Consider the following 20,219-nt stretch of genomic DNA (forward strand, 5'->3'; position numbering starts at 1 on the left):
CTCATCGGGCGTCGAAGGCGGCGACGTTCTCCGCGGCCCACTGGGCGAAGGTGCGGGCGGGAGTGCCGAGGAGCGTCTGGGTGGTCTCGGCGATCGGGGCGGGACCGGCGGTGGCGGCGGCCCACAGGTCCAGCAGCGAGCCGGCGTAGGGGGCGGACATCCACCGGGTCATCTGCTGCTCGGCCTTGGCGCGGGTGATCTGCAGGAGGGGGATGTCGCGGCCGATCGCGCCGGACAGGATGACCAGTTGCTCGCGGAAGGTGAGCGACTGCGGCCCGGTGAGGGTGACCTGACGGCCGGTGAGCGCGTCGCCGGTCAGGGCGGCCACGGCGAGGTCGGCGAGGTCGTCGGAGTGGATGGGCGCTATGTGCGCGTCGGGGTAGGCGAGCTGGATCGGCTGGTTCTGGCCGATGAGGTAGGACCAGCCGAGGGCGTTGCTGGCGAAGGCGTCCGGGCGCAGGAAGGTGCAGGTCAGGCCGGAGGCGGTCAGGGCGCGTTCGACCTGGAGGCTGTGGGAGGCCAGCGGGTCGGTCTCGGCGCCGGGGGCCGTGACGGAGGAGGACGACAGCAGTACGACGTGCTCGACGCCGGCGGCCTGGGCGGTCTTGACGAAGGCGTCGACACCGGCGGGCTCGGGGTAGAGGAAGACCTGGCGGACGCCGTCCAGCGCGGCGGGGAAGGTGCCGGGCTGGTCGAGCTTGAGCTCGGCGATCTCGACGCCGGCCGGGGCGGTCAGGCCGGTGGGGTCGGCGCTGCCGGCGCGGGTGGGCAGGCCCGCGGTGACCAGGCGGTGGATGACGGCCTGGCCGACCTTGCCGCGGGCGCCGGTGATGAGGATGGTCATGCTGACTCCGGAGGTAGTTGGTGCGTGAAGACACATGCATGTTGGCATGCACATAAATTCGTGTCAACACATGTCTTGTTGGTTGCACAGAGATACGATGAGGGCATGGATGAGACAGCGACAGCCGAGGACCTGCTCAACGCCGTGGGACCGGCCTTCTCCAAGTTGCGCCGCACCTCGCTGCTGGAGGTCGAGAACGCCATCTCGGCCAAGGACCTGAGCAGGACGCTCGTGCTGAACCTGGTCCTGGAGCACACCACCGGTCAGGACAAGGAGGTGACCGTCGGCGCGATAGCGGAGCTGCTGGCAGTGGACCCCTCGGTCGCCAGCCGCATGGTGAGCGACAACATCAAGGCGGGCTACCTGATCCGCACCGCTTCCCAGCAGGACGGCCGGCGCACCGTGCTGGAGCTGAGTCCGGCGGGGGTGGAGCTCATGGAGCGCTTCCGCCGCCACCAGCGCGAGGCGTTCGAGTACATCACCGCCGAGTGGAACGAGAGCGACCGGCTCGAGTTCGCCCGGCTGATGCTCAAGTACGTCGATTCCCTGGCCCAGCTCCGCGACCGCACGGGCAGGTAGGCATCGGGGCCCGGGTCCGGGCGGCCCTCCGCCCGAAAATGCCTTTGGGCCTGGTGGGGAGCACCCCTATCGTGGGCCGGTGACTACTCAGGTGATCGTGTTGAACGGCGGCTCCAGCTCGGGCAAGTCCGGGATCGTCCGGTGTCTGCAGGCGGTCCTGCCGGATCCGTGGCTCGCCCTCGGGGTCGACTCGCTGATCGAGGCGATGCCGGCGTCCATGCAGGGATCGGACGCGGGCATCGAGTTCGCTCCGGACGGCGGGGTCAGTGTCGGGCCGCAGTTCATGATGCTCGACCGGGCGTGGGCGGAAGGGGTCGCCGCGATGGTCCGTGCGGGCGCCCGGGTCATCATCGACGACGTCTTCCTCGGTGGACCCGCCTCCCAGGAGCGGTGGCAGAAGGCTCTTGCCGGGCTGGACGTGCTGTGGGTCGGCGTCAAGTGCGAGAGCGCGGTCGCCGCGGGCCGGGAGATCGCCCGGGGAGACCGGGTCCGGGGGATGGCGGAGTTGCAGGCGGAGGTGGTCCACCAGGGTGTGACCTATGACCTGGAGGTGGACACCACGCGTACCGAATCCCTGGAGTGCGCGCGGACCATCGCCGCGCGGGTCAGGTGACGGAGCCCATGACGTCCCCCGCGTACGAGCTGCGCCCGGCCACCCCCGCCGACTACGACCCCATAGCCGCCGTCGTCGACGAGTGGTGGGGTCGGCCGGTCCTGCCCTCCCTGCCCAGGCTCTTCCTCGACCACTTCCACCGCACGAGCCTGGTCGCGGAGGGCCCGGCGGGCATGGCGGGGTTCCTGATCGGCTTCATCTCCCCGTCCGAGCCCGACGAGGCGTACATCCACTTCGTCGGCGTCTCCCCGGAGGCCAGGACGGGCGGCGTGGCCCGCGCCATGTACGAACGCTTCTTCGACCTGGCCCGCCGCCACGACCGCCGCGTCGTGAAGGCCATCACCTCGCCCGTCAACCAGACGTCCATGGCGTTCCACCGGCGCATGGGGTTCGAGGTCGGCGAGCCCGTCCCCGGCTACAACGGCCCGGGAACGGCCCTGGTGACCTTCAGGCGACGCATCTCTGATCAGTAGGCGCTCCAGGGGACCGGTGAGCGCGAACAGCCTCCAATGTCACTTTGCGTGACGAATAGCATGCGCGCCGTATGCATGTCCCGAAATCGGGAATGGCACACGACGATCTCATGCGCAAGGAGGAGCGATGGCCGGACGTCGCGACCGGATAGGGCTGACCGGTGAGCTGATCGCCGAGTTCGCCGGCACGATGGTGCTCATTCTGTTCGGCGTCGGCGTGGTCGCCCAGGTGGTCGCGGGCAAGCTCGGCGACCACGACAGCATCGCCTGGGCGTGGGGCATCGGTGTCACGCTGGGCGTCTACGTCGCGGGCCGGACCACGGGCGCGCACCTCAACCCGGCGGTCACGCTGGCGTTCGCGGTCTTCCGCGGCTTCGCCTGGGGCAAGGTCCTGCCGTACGCGCTGGCGCAGACGGCCGGGGCCTTCATCGCGGCGCTCATCGTGCGCTGGAACTACACCGAGGTGCTGGCCATGGTGGACCCCGGGCACACGATCAAGACCCAGGGCGTCTTCTCGACCCTGCCCGGCAACGGGGTGCTGCCGGTGGACATGTGGGGCGGGTTCCGCGACCAGATCATCGGCACCGCCATCCTGCTCTTCGTCATCTTCGCCGTGTCCGACGTCGCCAACATGGCCCCCAGCGCGAACCTCGGGCCCGTCGTCGTCGGCCTGCTCATCGTGGGGATCGGCATGTCCTTCGGCACCGACGCCGGCTACGCGATCAACCCCGCGCGCGACTTCGGGCCGCGCCTGGCGAGCTACCTCACCGGCTACTCCACCGCCTGGCGAGATCAGTACGGCGATCTGTACTTCTGGGTGCCGATCGTCGCCCCGCTGATCGGCGGTCTCATCGGCGCCGGCCTCTACCAGGCGGGCATCGCCCGGTTCCTGCCGCCGAGCGAGGAGCGCGGGATCGTGCAGCCGGTGGAGATCTGACGGAATCTTGCAGAGGAGAAAGACATGCCCGAGTTCGTGGGAGCCGTCGACCAGGGCACCACCAGCACCCGATTCATGATTTTCGATCATGACGGCGCCGAGGTCGCCAAATACCAGCTCGAACACGAGCAGATCCTGCCGAAGGCGGGCTGGGTCGAGCACAACCCGATAGAGATCTGGACCGTGACGGCGGCCGTGATCCAGACGACGATCCAGCGTGCCGGGCTGCACGCCAAGGATCTGGCGGCCCTGGGCGTCACGAACCAGCGCGAGACCACGGTCGTCTGGAACCGGCGGACCGGCCGCCCGTACTACAACGCGATCGTGTGGCAGGACACCCGTACCGACCGGATCGCCGCCGCGCTGGAGCGGGACGGGCGCGGGGAGGTTATCCGCGACAGGACGGGCCTGCGGCCGGAGGCGTACTTCTCCGGCGGCAAGATCCAGTGGATCCTGGAGAACGTGGAGGGCGTCCGCGCGGACGCGGAGCGGGGCGAGGCCGTCTTCGGCAACACCGACACCTGGACCCTGTGGAACCTCACCGGCGGCGTCAAGGGCGGCGTGCACATCACCGACGTGACCAACGCCAGCCGGACGATGCTGATGGACCTGGAGACGCTCGACTGGGACGACGAGCTGCTGTCGTTCTTCGGGATCCCGCGCCGGATGCTGCCCGAGATCCGGCCGTCGGCCGACCCCGCGATGTACGGGACCACGCTCCCGTACGGGCCGCTCGGCGGGGAGGTGCCGATCAGCGCGATCCTGGGGGACCAGCAGGCGGCCACCGTCGGCCAGGTCTGCTTCGCGCCCGGCGAGGCCAAGAACACCTACGGCACCGGCAACTTCCTGCTGCTCAACACCGGCACCGACCGCGTGCGCTCGCGCAGCGGGCTGCTCACGACGCCGGCCTACAAGTTCGGGGACCAGCCGGCCGTGTTCGCGCTGGAGGGGTCCATCGCGGTGACCGGCTCGGCGGTGCAGTGGCTGCGCGACCAGCTCCACGTCATCACCTCCGCGGAGCAGAGCGAGACCCTGGCCCGGCAGGTGGAGGACTCCGGGGGGATGTACTTCGTGCCGGCGTTCTCCGGGCTGTTCGCCCCCTACTGGCGCGCCGACGCCCGCGGTGTGATCGTCGGCCTGTCGCGCTTCAACACCGACGCCCACCTCGCCAGGGCCGCTCTGGAGGCGATCTGCTACCAGAGCCGCGACGTCGTGGAGGCGATGCAGCAGGACTCCGGGGTGGTCCTGGACGTGCTCAAGGTGGACGGCGGCATCACCATGAACGACCTGTGCATGCAGCTCCAGTCCGACATCCTCGGTGTCCCGGTCAGCCGCCCGGTGGTGTCGGAGACCACCGCGCTCGGGGCCGCGTACGCCGCCGGGCTCGCCTCCGGATACTGGAAGGACATCTCGGAGCTGCGGGCGCACTGGGCGGAGGACCGCCGCTGGGAGCCCCGGTGGAGCGAGGAGCGGCGGGAGGAGGCGTACGCGGGCTGGAAGAAGGCCGTGACCAGGTCGTTCGACTGGGTCTAACTCACGACGTCCTTGCGCCGGAAGCGCCGGAACGCGAGCGCGATCAGGAGGGCCGCGTACGTGACCGACACCGACGCCCCCTTCGCCATGCCGCTCCAGTCCAGCTCGGGCATCAGCGCGTCGAGCCAGGCGTTGTTCCAGAACGTGGGCAGGAACTCGCGCAGCGAGCCCAGCGCCTCCACCGCCTGCAGGATGTTGCAGACGATCCAGAGCCCGACCGCCCCGCCGACCGCGCCGAGCGGGGAGTCGGTCATGGTGGAGACGAGGAACGCGAGCGCGGCCACCACCAGCTGGCTGACCAGCGCGTACCCGATCACGATGCCGAAGCGCGGCAGCACGTCCAGGGCCGGGATCGTCTCGCCCGTGCCGGGCACCTGGATGTCGTTCCAGCCGAACGCCAGCGTGCCCGCGAGCAGCGCCATCAGCGGCAGGCAGATCACCGCCGCCGCCGAGTAGCCCAGCGCCACGATCAGCTTCTGGCGCAGCAGCCGGTCGCGGGGGACCGGCGCGGCCAGCAGGTAGCGCAGCGACGACCAGTTGGCCTCGCTGGCGACAGTGTCGCCGCAGAACAGCGCGACCGCCACCACCAGCAGGAAGCTGGCCGACACCGACAGGGCGAAGGCGGCGAAGTTCAGGCCGCTCGCCGTCGCCAGGTCGGAGATGCGCAGCGACGACTGCCCCTGCCCGCTCGGCTGCGGCCCGAACTGGAACGCGATCACCAGGATCCACGGCAGCGCCAGCAGCAGCCCGAACATGACCAGCGTGCGCCGCCGCTTGAACTGCCTGACGATCTCCACGCGCAGCGGCAGCGTGCGACGGGGCGCGTAGCCCGGCGCGGCGACGGTCATGACTTGTCTCCGATGAGGTCGAGGAACACGTCTTCCAGGCGCGGCCCGTGCCCGTTGGAGGGGACGGTGGCCGAGGTGAGCAGCAGCGACACCGGCCCGGTCGAGACCAGGCGGCCCCGGTGCATGACCACGACGTGGCTGCAGGTCTGCTCGACCTCGGCCAGCATGTGGCTGGAGACGATCACGGTACGGCCGTCCTGCGCGTAGCGCTTGAGCACCTCGCGCATCTCCCGGATCTGGGGCGGGTCGAGACCGTTCGTGGGCTCGTCGAGCACCAGCAGGTCAGGAAGCCCGAGCATGGCCTGGGCGATGGCGAGCCGCTGGCGCATGCCCTGCGAGTAGGTGCGGACGGCCCGGTCCAGGGCCTTGCCCAGGCCGGCGATCTCCAGCGCCTCGTCGAAGTGCGCGTCGGCGGCGGGCCGTCCGGTGGCGGCCCAGTACAGCTCGATGTTGTCCCGCCCGGACAGGTGCGGCAGGAACCCCGGCCCCTCGACGAACGACCCGAGCCTGGACAGCACGGGAGCCCCGGGCGTGACGCGGTCACCGAAGATCCGGATCTCGCCGCCGTCCGGCTGGATGAGGCCCATCATCATGCGCATCGTGGTCGTCTTGCCCGCGCCGTTCGGCCCGAGCAGGCCCAGGACCTGGCCCCGCTCGACGCGGAACGACAGCCCGTCCACGGCCAGCTCGCCGTTCCGGTACGCCTTGGTCAGCCCGCTGATCTCCAGCGGCACGTCCTTGTCGCCGGCCCCGTCCTGCCGCTCGCCGCTCTCCGGGGCGCCGGGTGCGGTCCGGCGGCGGGACGGGACGCGCCCCGTCGCCAGCAGCACGGCGGCGACGACCACGGCGGCCAGCGGCATCGCCCACACCCACCACGCCACCCCGGTCGGCGGAGCGGCGAGCGTGCGCACCGTCGGCACGGCGAGCGCGGGGGAGGCCAGGGACACCTGGTACGAGGCGGGCTCGGCGGCGGTGGCGAAGCCCATGTCCGTCGTGGTCAGGACCAGCCGGAGCCGGTGGCCTGCGGCGAAGCGGTAATCCACGGCGGGCAGGGTGACGGTGACCTCCGCGCTGCCCGCGCCCTCCGGGATCGTCACCCGGACCGGCGCGACCAGCCCGGCGGGCAGGGCGGGCGGCTGGGTGCCGTCGGCCACGTCGTACAGCTTGGCGAACAGCGTCGCCTCGCCCTTGCCCGACACCTTGACCCTGACCGTGGAACTGCCGGTGAGCTGGAGCGGGGTGGTGAGCGGACGGGACTCGAACGCGGCGCTCTGGCCCGGCATGTCGATGGACACGCCGGTGCCGGCCTGGCTGCCGCCCAGCAGGCCGCCGATGCCGGGCACCGTCGAGATGGAGGCGGGCGCGCCGCCCGGCGGGTTGACGATGTTCTGGGCAGGGCCGTTCAGCTGGACCGTGGTGGTGTCGGTGCCGGTCAGGCCGGGGTAGGAGGCGGCCTCCGGGTGCAGGCGGATGCGCTGGCGGGTGCCGGGGTCGCGGCCGCCGTCGCGCGTCACCGTGAACGCGCTCACCGCCGGGGCGGACTCGTCGCCCTTCAGGTAGCGGGCGAACCAGGCCGTGGACTGCTCGAACACCCAGTCCGCCTCGCCGTTGCCGCCGTCGTGCCCGCCGTCGAACCAGGCCAGGCTCACCGGCGTGCCGGCGGCGGCGATCGCCTTGGCGTTGGCGTCGGCGTGGCCGAGCGGGAAGAGCGAGTCGCGCTGGCCCTGGATGAGCAGGGTCGGCGCCTTGATCTGGCCGGCCACGGTGATCGGGCTCGACTTGCGCAGCAGGGCGACGGCCTCCGGCGTGGCCTTGCCGTCCTTGGCGACCTGCTGGTAGACGTCGCAGATCGCGGGCAGGAACCTGCCGCACCGCGCCTGCTCGGGCGTCAGCGGGCCGGCGGCGGCCTGCCGCTCGCCCCGCCCCGCGAAGCTGTCCAGCGAGACGCCCTGGCCGAAGAAGATGCCGGCCCACATGCGCTTGAAGACCCCGTGCGCGGCGTCCTGGCCGATGGCGGCGGGGCCGGCGCCCTGCGCGGCGGCGTTGGGGAAGAGCGCGTCGGCCAGGTCGGCCCAGGTGATCTGGGGGACGATGGCGTCCACACGGTGGTCGTAGGCGGCCGTCATCAGGGAGATGGCGCCGCCGTACGAGCCGCCCGCGATGCCCACGCGCGGGTCGTTCGCTGCGTCGAGCTGGACCTCCGGCCGCTTGGCCAGCCAGTCGATCAGCTGCTTGACGTCCTTGACCTCGTAGTCGGGCGAGTTGAGCGCGATCTCGCCGGTCGAGCGCCCGAACCCGCGCGCCGACCAGGTCAGCACGGCGTAGCCCTGCTGGGCGATCCGGACCGCCTGGTCCCGCACGCTCTGCTTGCTGCCGCCGAAGCCGTGCCCGATCAGTACGGCTGGAGCCTTCCCGCCGTCGGGCGGCGGGAAGAAGGTCGTATCGAGCTCCACCCGTTGGTCGTCGCCGGGTCCGTCGACGACGCTGATTGTCTGGTCCTGGCCCCGCACCCCAGGAGCCGACGGCCACACGAGCCACGTCGTCACCCCGATGAGGGCGAGCGCCGCTACCAGCGCGGCCACACGCTTCATGACCGTGAGCCTACTTTCCGCACCTGAGAGATCCCTGAGATCAAGGCCTGAGCTGCGGGATCAGGCCAGGATGGCGTAGACGGTCGTCGCGTGGGCGGCGGTCTCGGCGCTGCCCTCGGCCGCGAGGGTGACGTCGGAGAAGGCCAGCGTGCGGCCCAGTTTCGTGATGCGGACGTCGATCAGGACGTCCTTGCCCAGCACCGGCCGCTGGAACGTCGTCGACTGCTGCACCGTGGTCATCGGCACGAACCCGCCGCGCGCCGAGGAGATGGCGATGACGGTGGCGGTGTCGGCTGCCGCCATCATCGCCTGGCCGCACAGCCCGCCGCCCTCCCGGGCCAGGTCGTCGGACCACGGGAGCCGTACGACGGCGTGGCGCTCGCTCACCTCCTCCACGCGCAACCCGAGCCGCTGGATCCAGGGGGCGAAGTATTCCTGGAGGATCGCCTCTGCGTCTGCTGGAGTCACGCGCTCATGATGCCCGCCGGAGCGCCGCGCCGCTCCTGGCTCGATCGCTTGCGTCGTGTCAGGGTGCCGGTATAGGGCAAAGCCACGACCTACGAGCGCGGGGGTGGGCGGCATGGCGGGTGCGAGCGGGCGGCCGGTGGTCGAGGTGTTCATGCCGGCCACGTACGAGTCGGCCGTCCCGTACGACCTGTTCGCCGCGTTGCGGGAGGAGTCCCCGGTCTGCCGGATCCCGGAGCCCGGCGTCGGCCCGTGGCGGGAGGGCCCCGGTTACTGGGGGGTGTTCGGGCACGCCGACGTCAAACACGTCCTGCGCACGCCCGAGGACTTCTCCTCGCAGCTCGGCGCCACCCAGCTCCGCGACCCCGACACCCCGGGCGACCTGGCGTTCGTGCAGGTCCAGATGCTGAACATGGACCCGCCCGACCACTCCAGGCTGCGCAGGATCGTGGCGGCGGCCTTCACCCCGCGGGCCGTGCGCGCCCTGGAGCGCACGATCGCCGGGCGGGCCGCGGCGCTGTTCGCGCAGGGCGAGTGCGATTTCGTGGAGGTGGCCGCCGACCTGCCCGTGTGGACGCTGGCCCACGTCATGGGGGTCCCGGCGCAGGACAAGCTGCTGCTGTACGACTGGGCGTCGCGCGTGATCGGATACCAGGACGCCGACTACGCGAGCCTGTCCACGGCCGACGTCGAGTCGCTCACCCCGATGGGCCGCCTGGCCGTTGCGTCCAGGCCGGAGCTCGCGCCGGGAGTGAACCCGCGCTCGAAGGCCGCGCTGACCGACATGTTCGCCTACGCGCACGCCCTGGCCGAGACCCCCGTGGACGGCGAGTCCGTCATGTCTGCCATGCGGAAGGGCGGCCTGACAGAGGCCGAGTTCGAGAACATGTTCTTCCTCTTCGCCGTCGCGGGCAACGAGACCTTGCGCAACGGCATCCCCGGAGGGCTGCTCACGCTCCTCCAGCACCCCGCGGAGCTGGCCCGCCTGCGCGCGGACCCGTCGCTGCTCGGCTCCGCCATCGAGGAGATGCTCCGCTTCTGGCCTCCCGTCATGCACTTCCGCCGGACGGCCACGCGCGACCTCACCCTGGGCGGCCGGCGCATCCGTGCCGGGGACAAGGTGGTCGTCTACCACGCCTCCGCCAACCGCGACCCGTCCGTCTTCCCCGACCCCGACCGCTTCGACATCGCCCGCACCCCGAACGACCACGTCAGCTTCGGGTTCGGCCCCCACGTCTGCCTCGGCGCCCACCTGGCCCGCGCGCAGTTCCGCTCGGTGTTCACGGAGCTGCTGCGCGAGTGGGACGTCGAGCCGGCGGGCAGCCCGCGACGGCTGATGTCCAACTTCCAGAACGGCCTCAAGCACCTCCCGGTACGGCTGACGAGAAGGCGCCCCTGACCGAAAACCAGCGGCGGCGGGATCGGGGGCTCGCCTACGCTGCCCTCCCATGGACTACTTGGACGTCAACAGGGCCAACTGGGACGGACGGGTCCCCATCCACGTCGCCAGCGACTTCTACGACGTCGAGGGCTTCAAGGCGGGCCGGAGCCCGCTGCGGGCGTTCGAGCGGGACGAGGTCGGCGACGTGACCGGCCGCCGCCTGCTGCACCTGCAGTGCCACTTCGGCCTGGACACCATGGCCTGGGCCAGGCTCGGCGCCGAGGCGACCGGACTCGACTTCTCCGAGGCCGCCATCGAGCAGGCCAGGGCCATCTCCGCCGAATGCGGCATCCCGGCGGAGTTCGTCACCGCCGACGTCTACGACGCGGTCGAGGCGCTCGGCGGGGCCACGTACGACATCGTCTACACCGGCCTCGGCGCGCTGGTGTGGCTGGCCGACCTCACCGCCTGGGCGCGGACGGTCGCCGCGCTGCTCAAGCCGGGCGGATTCCTCTATCTCGCCGAATTCCATCCGTTCGCCGACACCATGGACGACGAGACGGGCACCACCGTCACCACCGACTACTTCGACCGAGGCCCCCACGTCTGGGAGTACCCGCACACCTACACCGGCAGCGAAATCCTGGAGCACCAGACCTCCGTGCAGTTCCAGCACGGCCTCGGCGAGGTCGTCAGCGCGATCGCGGCGGCGGGCCTGCGGGTCGAGTTCCTGCGCGAGCACGACCGCACGTACTTCCGCCGCTTCGGCACGCTGGTCGACGGCCAGGAGGGCTTCCGGCTCCCGCAGGGTGCCCCCAGGATCCCGCTCCTGTACTCCCTGCGGGCCTCGGCGGTAGTCTGACCTGCCAAGACATTGCCTGGCATTACCCCAGCAACAGCTCAACGCAGGGAACCGTAAGATTCACTCCCGTGAAGTCTCCAGCATCTCTCAAGAGGGCCGCCGAGTGGGCCCTGCCGTACTGGACCAGGGGCCAGGCGGGGCGTGAGACGCCGCAGGATCTGTTCAGGGTGCTCTATTTCGGCTGGCTGGTGGCGTTCACGCTCAAGCTGCTCGGCTCGGCGTGGGACGTTTCATGGCACTTCAAGTGGCTGCGGGACGACCTCGCCCCGCCCCACCTGCTCAACTCCGCCGGCACGGCCATCGCCGTCGCGCTGACCATCATCCATGGTTACACCGGCTACGGCGTGGACAAGGCGGCGCTGCGGCTGATCCAGTGGGGCACCGGGATCTTCCTGGTCGCGGTCCCGCTCGACCTGATCAACCACCGGGTCAACGGGCTCGACATCACCTCGTGGAGCCCGTCGCACATCATGCTCTATCTTGGAACGTTTTTCATGATCGCGGGCGTGCTCCGCGGCTGGTTCATGGGCGCCGGAGCTCGGCCGCCGGGGCGGGAGCGGACCGTCGTGCTGGGCGCGTTCTTCGCGTTCTTCCTGGAGAACGTGCACTTCCCCGAGCAGCACCAGGAGTACGGCATCCTGTCGATCGGCGCCTGGGACAACCACGCGACCTACGCCGAGCAGATCCTGCTCGAGTTCGCCGCCCACCAGATGGGGCGGCCGGTGGACCGGCCGATGATGGTCGCGTTCTCGCTGCCCGTCCCCGACGTCCTCTATCCGGTCTACGCGGTGGTCGTCGGCCTGTCGGTGCTGGTCGTGGCCAGGCTGCTGATCGGTAGGTTCGGGGCCGCGACGCTGGTGGCGGGCGCCTACGTGGGGGTCCGCACGCTGCTCTGGCCGCTGCTGACGTTCACCGGGTTCCCGCCGTCGGCGGTGCCGTTCTTCCTGGTCGTGGCGGGGCTGGTGGTGGACCTCGCGTTCCTGGTGCGCATGCCGTACGTACGGGCCGTGCTCGGGAGCGTCGGCGTCACGGCCGCGGCCTACGGCGCGCTGGTGGCGCAGAGCGCGATCATGGGCGGCGTGTACAGCGCGATCAAGGGCCAGAAGGGGCTGCTCGGAGCGCCTCCACTGGCCACGTCGTCGGCCGTCTGGGCGGGGCTAGGCCTGCTGGTCGTCTGGCTGTCGGTCGAGTGGCTGGCCGCCAGGCGGCGCGGGTCTCAGCCGATCGAGGCCCGGGTGATCGCCACCGCCACGCCGTAGGCCAGCCCCATCACGCCCACCTCGGCCGCCGCCCAGCCCACCAGGGCGGTGGCCCGGCCTGCGCGGACGGCGGGCATCAGGCGGAAGCGGATGTGGGCGGCCAGCGGCACCAGCGCCGCCACCAGGACCGTCTTGATCACCACCAGCACGCCGTAGTGGCTGGTCAGCAGGGCGTCGGGCAGCGTCACGCCGGGGGTGAGGGCCATCGTGCCGAGCCCGTTGACCAGCCCTGACAGCCCGACCAGGAGCAGGCACACCGTGGCGATCCTGGAGAACCTGGGCAGCACCACGGCCAGCAGTTCCCGGTGCGGCGCCACGAACACGGCCGTGGCCGCCAGCCCGCCCGCCCACGCCGCAGCGCCCATCACGTGGATCTCCATCGAGACCATGATGGGGTCGTGCCAGACCGAGTTGACGGCGTGCCCGGTGACGGGGATGGGCAGCAGCCCGAACAGCGCCACGATCACCCGCAGCTCGGCCGGCACCTTCTCGCCGAACCGCACCGCCATGAGCCCGATGCCGGCCGCCGCCAGCGCGCACGCCGCGCTGAACAGCAGCCCCTGACCGGTGCCGACGGTCTCGACGTAGCCGGCGATCATCCCGAACGTGGGCACGCTGCCGGGATTGAGCTCGGCCGTCTGGAACACGATGGTGAGCAGCGCGCAGATCGCCCACGCCCAGGCGGCCAGCACGGCCAGCGGCCGCACCCTGAGCATGACGGGCTCGGTCCGCTCGGGGGCGTCGAAGCCGAGCAGCTTGGGCAGCAGGCTCAGCCCGACCACGGCGACGGCGGCCAGGTCGAGCAGCACCCGTACGACGGGCAGCCCGAAGGACACCAGCGGGCCGGGCATGGGGATGCCGGGCACGGCCTCCTGCGCGGTGAACGTGCTCGCCGCCACCGCGGCGACGACCGCGCAGACGCCGAACGCCCCGGCCACCAGCCGGCCGCCGACCCGCTGCCGGGGGAGGGGAGGCGCGGTGACGGTCATGCCCGGGCCTCTTCGCCGGCGGCAGCGGGCCCGGCATTCGGCTGGGCCTCTCCGGCGGAGCCCTGGTCGGGCGCGGCCGGGCGGGGGCGGCGCAGCGCCACCGCCGTGCCGGCGGCGAGCAGCAGCAGCGCGCCCACGATCCACACCACGGCCATGCCCGCGCCGCCGTTGGCGGCCGCCTCGGCGGCCTGCGCACTCGCGTCCTGCGGCGCCTGCGCGGTGGCGCCCTGGCCCGTGTTCTGGGCCGGGCCACCGGTCCCGGCCCCGGCCGCGAGGGTGAAGGTGATCTTGCCGGTGACCGGGTGGCCGTCGGCCGACAGGATCCGGTAGCCCACCGTGTACGCGCCCCCGGACGGCAGCGGCTTGACGCGTACCGACACCCGCTCCGCGGCGACCTCCGCGGACCCGTCCGCCCACGAGGACCCGTCCGGGCCCGTCACGCCCACCTGCGCGTAGCCCTGCCGCACCGCCTGGTCGAACACCAGCGTCACCCGCGCGGGCGCGGCCGGCAACGTGGCACCGTCCTTGGGGTCGCTGCTGAGGAGCACGTTGTGCGCCTGTGCCGCGGGAGGGGCGATCCCGGCGGCGGCGAAGGCGAGCAGCAGGACCGTGAGTAGCCGCCTCAAAGATCAAAACCTTCCAGCAACGACGAAACGAACCCGTATATGGTCCCATCCATGACAGACCTGTTTGCCGGCACGGCCCCCTACTACGCGAAGTACCGGTCCGACCACGGGGACCAGGCGATCGGGCACCTGGCGAGGACGTTCGGCCCGGACGGCACCGTGCTCGATCTCGGCTGTGGTCCCGGCACGGTGGCGATCCCGCTGGCGCCCGCCGTGCGCGAGGTCCTGGCCGTCGATCCCGACGAGGAGATGCTGGAGACGGGCAGAGGGCTGGCGGCGGAGGTGCGCAACATCCGGTGGCTGCGCGGCGACTCGACGAGGCTGCGCGAGCTCCCGGCGTTCGACCACATCGTCATGGGCAGGTCGTTCCACTGGATGGACCGCCGCGCGGTGCTGGCCGACCTGGACGAGCTGCTGCCGCCCGGCGGGGTCGTGGCCCTCCTCGGCCCGGGCCGCGAGCCCCAGGAGGAGCCCTGGGAGGCGACGATGCGCCGGGTGCGCGAGGAGTTCGACGCGAACACGTTCACGGCCGCCGGCTCCTTCCAGGTCAGCGGCGAGCACCCCCACGACGTGCTGGTCACCACGCCGTTCGGCGACCTGGAGTCCGCCGTGTACGAGCACCGCCTGACGTACGACGTGGACGCCGTGATCGGCCTGCAGCTGTCCTACTCCTACAGCTCCCCGGTCCGCCTCGGCGACCGGCTGGAGCCGTTCAAGGAGGCGGCCAGGAAGGCGCTGCTCGACCTCGACCCCTCGGGGACATGGGAGCACACCGAGGTCACCGAGGTGCTGATCGCCCGGCGGCCGACCCGCTAGATGCCCATCGCCCGCCAGATCCGCCGGGTGACCGGGTTGATCAGGCCGATCTCCGTGCACAGCTCCCGCGTCCTGCCCACAGAGTCGCGGATCTCCTGCTTGGCGGCGGGATTGCGCAGGTAGATGTCGGCGACCACGTGGGCCGGGATGCGGAAGCGCCGGATCATCGGCCCCGGGGGCGCCAGCATGATCCGGGCCATCACGCCCAGGATGACGGGGGAGATGACCCCCAGCAGGAGCCGCCGGTACGCGGGCATCCGGGGCACCCGGTTGCGCAGGTAGTGCCGGGCGAAGGAGATGTGCCTGGCCTCCTCCGCGATGTGGATCCGCATGATCGTCTCTTCCAGCGGATGATGCGCCCGCTCGTCCTTCAGCACCTTGCGCTGCACGTGGTCGATCGGGTCCTCGCCGCCGAGCACGAACACGAAGAACAGCTCCGTCGAGATCAGCGGGATCCACGGCGCCACCTGAGCGATCAGCGACAGCGGCCCGGGCATCCCGCGGATCGGTAAGCCGGTGCGGTTCACGAACTCCTGGAACATCATCCCGTGATGTCCCTCTTCGATGGTCTCGTGGTAGACGTACCGGAACTCCGGCGACCCGTTCGGCAGCCGGTAGGCGTAGTTGAGCAGCCCGCGCTTGAGCAGGTTCTCGAACTGCAGCCCGACCTTCATCGCGGTGGCCACCCGCCACAGCCCGATCGCCGCCCGCACCTCGGGCGGGCGGCTGCGGTACCACGGGTGGCCGCCCAGTTTGTCGACCTCCGGCAGCTCCCAGCGGGGATCCGCCGGGTCCACGGCGAACTCCGGGTCATCCCACGGGATGTCCCGGTACGGCTCCCAGTGCTTGTCGACCGACGCCTTCGAGAGCCGTTCGATGACCGCTCGGTAGGCGCTCCTGCTGGCGACCTGCTCGTCGCGTTCGCGGGCGGCGGCAGAGCTCGGTGCGGATGCCATCACGTGCTCCTCTCCTCGCCGCTAATTGTACGGAGCATCCAATAGCGTCGGAAGAGGGGAGGGTCACAGGGTTTCCGCAGAGAGCCCGAGCTCGGCCGCGGCGGCCGTACGGATCAGCGTGTTCACCTTGCGCCTGGTCAGCACCTTGGGATGCGCGTGCGTCTGGATCGCGAGCCCGTCCACGAGCGCGAGAATCCGCCACGTGGATGCGTCGGGGTCGTCGCACTTGAACTCGCCGCACGACACGCCCGCCTCGATGATCGCGCGCATGACCAGCCGGCCCCGGGAGTCGAGGCGGCGCGAGATCTCCTCCAGTTCCGGGTTGCGCATCGCCTCGGACCACGCGTCGATCCACAGCCGCCATCCCTCGGTGGGGATCGCCGGGGAGGAGAGCCTGAGCAGGGTGCGCAGTCGTTCGAGCGGCGTGCCCTTGGACTCCTCGATGTGTTCGAGCGAGTGGAGATGCTGGCGGGCGGCGTAGGTGAAGGCCTGCGCGAACAGCCGATCCTTGGTCTCGAAGTGGTAGAACAGCAGCGCCTGACTCACCCCGGCGGCCCTGGCGATGTCAATGGTCCGGGTATGCCCGAACCCGCGCTCCGCGATGACCTCGCAGGCCGTCTTCAGTAAATCCTCGCGCCGTAATCGGCTGAACCCTGAAGTCACAGCGAGTAACTCACCTCCGATGCATAGTAATCGTGTGCGCCCAGAGATCCATCAAGGGGCGGAAAATTTCTCATACCCACATTCACTCCTTTCGTATCGGCAATCGCAGCACGAAGCGTGCGCCGATGTCGGAGTCCTCGATCGTGAGGGTGCCGTTGTGGGCCTGGGCGATCTCGCGGGCGATGGGCAGGCCCAGCCCGGTGCCGCCGGCGTCGCGGCTGCGCGAGGCGTCCAGCCGGGTGAACCGCCTGAAGACCACCTCGCGCTGGTCCGGCGCGATGCCCGCGCCGTCGTCGAGCACCTCGAGCAGGGCCTGCTCGTTCCGGCGCAGGGTCACGATGATCGTGCTCTCGGCGTGCCGTTCGGCGTTGTCCAGCAGGTTCGTCAGGAGGCGGGCCAGCTTGAGCCGGTTGCCCGTGACGACCACGCCGGGCTGCAGCGCGGTGACGATCTTCTTCGACCGCGGCCTGGTGGTCTCGGCGGCGACCAGCTCGGCCAGGTCGACGGACTCGAGCCGCGACGGGGCGCCCGCTTCGAGCTTGGCCAGCGTCAGCAGGTCGGCGACGATGTTCTGCAGCCGGTCGAGGCTGGCCATCAGCTTGCCGCCGGTCTCGCACCAGTCGGTCTCCTCGGGTGCGAGCATCGCCGCCTCGAGCTCGGCGCGCATGGCGGTGATCGGGCTGCGCAGGTCGTGCGAGGCGTCGGAGGCGAACCGGCGCTGCTGCTCCATCGCGGCCTCCAGCCGCGCGAGCATGAAGTTGGCGGCATCCGCGAGCGCCTTGATCTCCTCGGCCTTCTCCGGCACGGGCACGCGCATGATCTCGTCGCCGTAGTTGATGTCGGTCAGCCGCCGGGTGATCTGGTTCACCGGCGCGAGCGTCCTGGCCACCACCTTGGACACGCCGAACCAGGTGATCGCGACCAGCAGCATGGTCAGCACGATCAGCGCGGCGATCACGGAGGGGTGGATGTACCAGGGCACCGTGGCGTCGTAGGCGTAGACGAACCAGTCGCCGGCCTCGTCGTAGACCCGGATGGCGGCCGTGATGTGGCACTCGTCGCCGAGCTCGGGCAGCTCGCACAGCAGGTCGGTGCGGCTGGGGCTGTTCGGGCCGGGCAGGATGGTGGTCAGGCGTGGCTTGCCCTCCAGGTTCGGCGTCGAGGCCACCACGCGACCGGTCTGGTCGATGACCTGGATGCCCTTCAGATCGAAGTTGGTCAGGGAGTGCCGGTGATTGCGCTGGATGTCGTGGCCCACGTGCAGCGCCGCGGTGGTCACCTCCCTCGTGCGGATGTCGACGGCGGTGTTGTGCCCCACCCACAGGAAGAACGAGCCCGCCGCCAGGCACAGCAGTGCCATGGCGACGCTGGCGAACAGCGCCAGGCGCGCGCGAATGGACCGGCCCAGCCGTTCGATCACACCCAATCCCCCCGTGATCAGATGATCACAGTTCGTGCCTCTACATCCAATTATCGGAGATTCGGTGACAAATCACGCCAAAAGACCTGCAGAACAGTGCTCTATGCGGCATCCGGTCGCCTGACTAGAGTAAGTGAGCACTGATGCCAAGGAGTCGAAGTGAACCTTGCTGACTATCGGCGGTCCGCCAGGACCTGGCTGCAGGAGAACGTCCAGGCGGACGACCGGCCCGGGGGAGACCCGATCGCCCGGGCCAAGGAATTCATGGCCAAGCTCCACGACGCCGGCTACTCCGGCATCACGTGGCCGCGGCAGTGGGGCGGACAGGGGCTGACGCAGGCGGAGGAGCGCGCGTTCGCCGCCGAGGCCCGCGGTTTCACCCTCCCCACGTACGTCTTCTCGATCGGCCTCGGCATGACCGGGCCCACGCTGGTCGACCGGGGCACCGACGCCCAGCGCGAGCGGTTCGTCCGGCCGCTGCTGCGCGGCGAGGAGATCTGGTGCCAGCTCTTCTCCGAGCCGGGCGCGGGCAGCGACGTGGCCAGCCTGCAGACGAGGGCCGAGCGCGACGGCGACCACTGGATCGTCAACGGCCAGAAGGTGTGGACCTCGGTCGCCCACCACGCCGACTGGGGGCTGCTGCTGGCCCGCACCGACGTGGAGGTGCCCAAGCACAAGGGGCTGACCATGTTCGTGGTGGACATGCACCACCCCGGGGTCACGGTCAGGCCGCTGAAGGACATGACCGGCAGGTCCAACTTCAACGAGATCTTCTTCGACGACGTCCCCATCCCCGACGAGCACCGCGTCGGCGAGGTCAACGACGGCTGGAGCGTGGCCGTCACGACCCTGCTGCACGAGCGGCTGTCGATCTCGGCGGGCGTGGGCATGAGCGGTCAGAAGGAGGACCCGACCTCGCTGGAGGCGTTGCGCCGGGTGGTCGACACCGGCGACCCGCTGGTCCGCGACGAGCTGGTCGAGCTGCACATCCGCAGCCGCGCCCTGGCGCTGTTCAACCAGCGGCTGGCCCAGGAGACCGAGGCGGGGATCTTCCCCGGCGCCCGGGGCAGCGCCGCCAAGCTGCTGCTGGCCGAGCTGACCATGTTCCAGGCCGACCTGGCCACGCGGCTCGCCGGCCCGGAGGCCGTCCTGGGCGACTCCCCGCTCGCGCAGGCGATCTCGATGGCCCCGGCCATGTCGCTGGGCGGCGGCACCAACGAGATCATGCGTAACATCGTGGGCGACCGCGTGCTCAACCTGCCGCCGGAGCCCCGGATGGACAAGACCGTGCCGTTCAAGGACCTGAAGGTGGGGACGCAGGGGTGAAGCTCATACTCGATGAGGAGCAGCGGCAGCTGCGCGAGGCCGTACGCGCCTTCCTGGGCGCCGCCTCGCCGCTGTCCAAGGCGCGGCACGGCTACGACCCGCAGGTGTACGCCAGGCTCAACGGCGAGCTGGGCCTGGCGGGCCTGATCATTCCGGAGGAGTACGGCGGCGCGGGCGCGGGCCTGGCCGAACTGGCGGTCGCGCTGGAGGAGACGGGCGCGGCCCTGCTGCCCGGGCCGTTCCTGGCCACCGCGTTCGCCGCGATCGCCCTGACCCGCACCCCTGACAAGGAGCTGCTCGCCGCCGTCGCGGAGGGGCGCACCACGGCCACGCTCGCCCAGGCCCCCGTCGACCTCGACGGCGGGGCCGTGCGCGGCACGCTGGCGCAGGTGCTCAGCGGTATGGAGGCCGACGTGCTGGTGGCACCCGCGCGCGGCGGCGACGGCGAGCTCCTGGTCGCCGTCGAGCTGGCCGGACCCGGCGTCACCAGGACCCCGCTGGAGACGCTCGACCTGACGCGCGGCCAGGCGCGGGTGGTCCTGGAGGGCGCCCCCGCCCGCGTGCTGGGGCCGGCGCCGGAGGTCGGCGACCGGCTGTGCGTGGCGCTGGCGGCCGAGCAGCTCGGCGTGATGCGGGCGGCGCTGGACGCCATCGTGGCCTACGCCAAGATCCGCGTCACCTTCGGCCGATACATCGGCTCCTACCAGGGTGTCAAGCACAAGCTGGCCGACATGCACTGCAAGCTCGAACAGGCCGAGTCCATCGTCAGGTACGCCGCCTGGGCCGCCGACGAGTCGCCGGAGGAACTGCCCGGCGCCGCCGCCCTCGCCCAGGCGTACGTCGGCCGCGCCTGCTTCGAGGTGGCCCGCGACCACCTGCTGCTGTACGGCGGCATCGGTTTCACCTGGGAGCACGACGCGCATCTGTTCTACAAGCGGGCCAAGGCGGACGAGGTGCTGCTCGGCCCGCCCCGCATCCACCGCGCCCGCCTCGCGCAGCTGCTGGAGCTGTGATGGATCCGCAGCGCAGCGAGGACAT

Annotated in this window: 20 protein-coding genes; 11 read left to right on the forward strand and 9 right to left on the reverse strand. The window is 71.0% G+C overall.

Annotated elements, in window-relative coordinates; translation table 11 throughout:
• Position 1: 1 nt before the first annotated feature.
• Positions 2-844 (reverse strand): NAD(P)H-binding protein, encoded by an 843-nt coding sequence (locus ACIHFD_RS01105; RefSeq protein ID WP_397365040.1) that lies wholly within the window; start codon positions 842-844, stop codon positions 2-4.
• 105 nt (positions 845-949) lie between these two features.
• Here ACIHFD_RS01105 and ACIHFD_RS01110 point away from each other — a divergent pair, with 105 nt between their 5' ends.
• From ACIHFD_RS01110 to glpK, 5 genes are all read left to right on the forward strand, one after another.
• Positions 950-1,423 (forward strand): MarR family winged helix-turn-helix transcriptional regulator, encoded by a 474-nt coding sequence (locus ACIHFD_RS01110; protein ID WP_397365041.1) that lies wholly within the window; start codon positions 950-952, stop codon positions 1,421-1,423.
• Between the two features lie 79 nt (positions 1,424-1,502).
• Positions 1,503-2,036 carry a chloramphenicol phosphotransferase CPT gene (cpt, locus tag ACIHFD_RS01115; protein WP_397365042.1) on the forward strand — a complete coding sequence of 178 codons (534 nt, stop codon included), beginning with the start codon at positions 1,503-1,505 and terminating at the stop codon, positions 2,034-2,036.
• Positions 2,037-2,044: 8 nt separating this feature from the next.
• On the forward strand, positions 2,045-2,509 hold the full coding sequence (locus ACIHFD_RS01120; RefSeq protein ID WP_397365043.1) for a GNAT family N-acetyltransferase: 465 nt from the start codon (positions 2,045-2,047) through the stop codon (positions 2,507-2,509).
• Between the two features lie 127 nt (positions 2,510-2,636).
• A complete protein-coding gene (locus tag ACIHFD_RS01125; RefSeq protein WP_397365044.1) occupies positions 2,637-3,446 on the forward strand; it encodes an MIP/aquaporin family protein in 810 nt (269 codons plus the stop codon).
• 24 nt (positions 3,447-3,470) lie between these two features.
• Positions 3,471-4,979: a glycerol kinase GlpK gene (glpK, locus tag ACIHFD_RS01130; RefSeq protein WP_397365045.1), complete on the forward strand. Its 1,509-nt coding sequence runs from the start codon at positions 3,471-3,473 to the stop codon at positions 4,977-4,979.
• On the opposite strand, the gene ACIHFD_RS01135 is transcribed toward glpK, so the two are convergent.
• The 3 genes from ACIHFD_RS01135 to ACIHFD_RS01145 are packed head-to-tail and all read right to left on the reverse strand — an operon-like array spanning position 4,976 to position 8,886.
• Positions 4,976-5,827, reverse strand: coding sequence for an ABC transporter permease (locus ACIHFD_RS01135; protein WP_192786611.1), 852 nt, complete (start codon positions 5,825-5,827; stop codon positions 4,976-4,978). The genes glpK and ACIHFD_RS01135 overlap by 4 nt on opposite strands.
• Positions 5,824-8,418, reverse strand: a complete 2,595-nt coding sequence (locus tag ACIHFD_RS01140) for a CocE/NonD family hydrolase (protein ID WP_397365046.1) — start codon at positions 8,416-8,418, stop codon at positions 5,824-5,826. The genes ACIHFD_RS01135 and ACIHFD_RS01140 overlap by 4 nt, the downstream gene beginning before the upstream one ends.
• A 60-nt stretch (positions 8,419-8,478) precedes the next feature.
• Entirely contained in the window at positions 8,479-8,886 is a 408-nt protein-coding gene (locus ACIHFD_RS01145; protein WP_397365047.1) for a PaaI family thioesterase, read from the reverse strand.
• Between the two features lie 112 nt (positions 8,887-8,998).
• Between ACIHFD_RS01145 and ACIHFD_RS01150 the strand changes: the two genes are divergently transcribed.
• From ACIHFD_RS01150 to ACIHFD_RS01160, 3 genes are all read left to right on the forward strand, one after another.
• Positions 8,999-10,282, forward strand: a complete 1,284-nt coding sequence (locus tag ACIHFD_RS01150) for a cytochrome P450 (protein WP_397365048.1) — start codon at positions 8,999-9,001, stop codon at positions 10,280-10,282.
• A 49-nt stretch (positions 10,283-10,331) separates the two neighbouring features.
• Entirely contained in the window at positions 10,332-11,126 is a 795-nt protein-coding gene (locus tag ACIHFD_RS01155; RefSeq protein ID WP_397365049.1) for a class I SAM-dependent methyltransferase, read from the forward strand.
• 68 nt (positions 11,127-11,194) lie between these two features.
• On the forward strand, positions 11,195-12,385 hold the full coding sequence (locus ACIHFD_RS01160) for a hypothetical protein (protein ID WP_397365050.1): 1,191 nt from the start codon (positions 11,195-11,197) through the stop codon (positions 12,383-12,385).
• Here the strand turns inward: ACIHFD_RS01160 and ACIHFD_RS01165 are convergent.
• Both ACIHFD_RS01165 and ACIHFD_RS01170 read right to left on the reverse strand, forming a co-directional pair.
• A complete protein-coding gene (locus ACIHFD_RS01165; RefSeq protein ID WP_397365051.1) occupies positions 12,343-13,374 on the reverse strand; it encodes a CopD family protein in 1,032 nt (343 codons plus the stop codon). The genes ACIHFD_RS01160 and ACIHFD_RS01165 overlap by 43 nt on opposite strands.
• Positions 13,371-14,000 (reverse strand): copper resistance protein CopC, encoded by a 630-nt coding sequence (locus ACIHFD_RS01170; RefSeq protein WP_397365052.1) that lies wholly within the window; start codon positions 13,998-14,000, stop codon positions 13,371-13,373. The genes ACIHFD_RS01165 and ACIHFD_RS01170 overlap by 4 nt, the downstream gene beginning before the upstream one ends.
• 51 nt (positions 14,001-14,051) lie before the next feature.
• On the opposite strand from ACIHFD_RS01170, the gene ACIHFD_RS01175 reads away from it, so the two are divergent.
• The gene (locus ACIHFD_RS01175) at positions 14,052-14,816 is read left to right on the forward strand and encodes a class I SAM-dependent methyltransferase (protein WP_397365053.1); all 765 of its coding nucleotides are present in this window, start codon (positions 14,052-14,054) and stop codon (positions 14,814-14,816) included.
• On the opposite strand, the gene ACIHFD_RS01180 is transcribed toward ACIHFD_RS01175, so the two are convergent.
• The 3 genes from ACIHFD_RS01180 to ACIHFD_RS01190 all read right to left on the reverse strand — a co-directional run bounded on the left by ACIHFD_RS01180 (position 14,813) and on the right by ACIHFD_RS01190 (position 17,855).
• Positions 14,813-15,772 (reverse strand): diiron oxygenase, encoded by a 960-nt coding sequence (locus tag ACIHFD_RS01180; RefSeq protein WP_355194281.1) that lies wholly within the window; start codon positions 15,770-15,772, stop codon positions 14,813-14,815. The genes ACIHFD_RS01175 and ACIHFD_RS01180 overlap by 4 nt on opposite strands.
• 63 nt (positions 15,773-15,835) lie before the next feature.
• A complete protein-coding gene (locus ACIHFD_RS01185) occupies positions 15,836-16,435 on the reverse strand; it encodes a TetR family transcriptional regulator C-terminal domain-containing protein (protein ID WP_350722968.1) in 600 nt (199 codons plus the stop codon).
• An 82-nt stretch (positions 16,436-16,517) separates the two neighbouring features.
• Entirely contained in the window at positions 16,518-17,855 is a 1,338-nt protein-coding gene (locus ACIHFD_RS01190; RefSeq protein ID WP_397365054.1) for a sensor histidine kinase, read from the reverse strand.
• Positions 17,856-18,014: 159 nt separating this feature from the next.
• On the opposite strand from ACIHFD_RS01190, the gene ACIHFD_RS01195 reads away from it, so the two are divergent.
• Positions 18,015-19,181 (forward strand): acyl-CoA dehydrogenase family protein, encoded by a 1,167-nt coding sequence (locus ACIHFD_RS01195; RefSeq protein WP_397365055.1) that lies wholly within the window; start codon positions 18,015-18,017, stop codon positions 19,179-19,181.
• Positions 19,178-20,194: an acyl-CoA dehydrogenase family protein gene (locus ACIHFD_RS01200; protein ID WP_397365056.1), complete on the forward strand. Its 1,017-nt coding sequence runs from the start codon at positions 19,178-19,180 to the stop codon at positions 20,192-20,194. The genes ACIHFD_RS01195 and ACIHFD_RS01200 overlap by 4 nt, the downstream gene beginning before the upstream one ends.
• Positions 20,195-20,219 lie beyond the last annotated feature (25 nt).

It is taken from the genome of Nonomuraea sp. NPDC051941 (assembly GCF_044593615.1).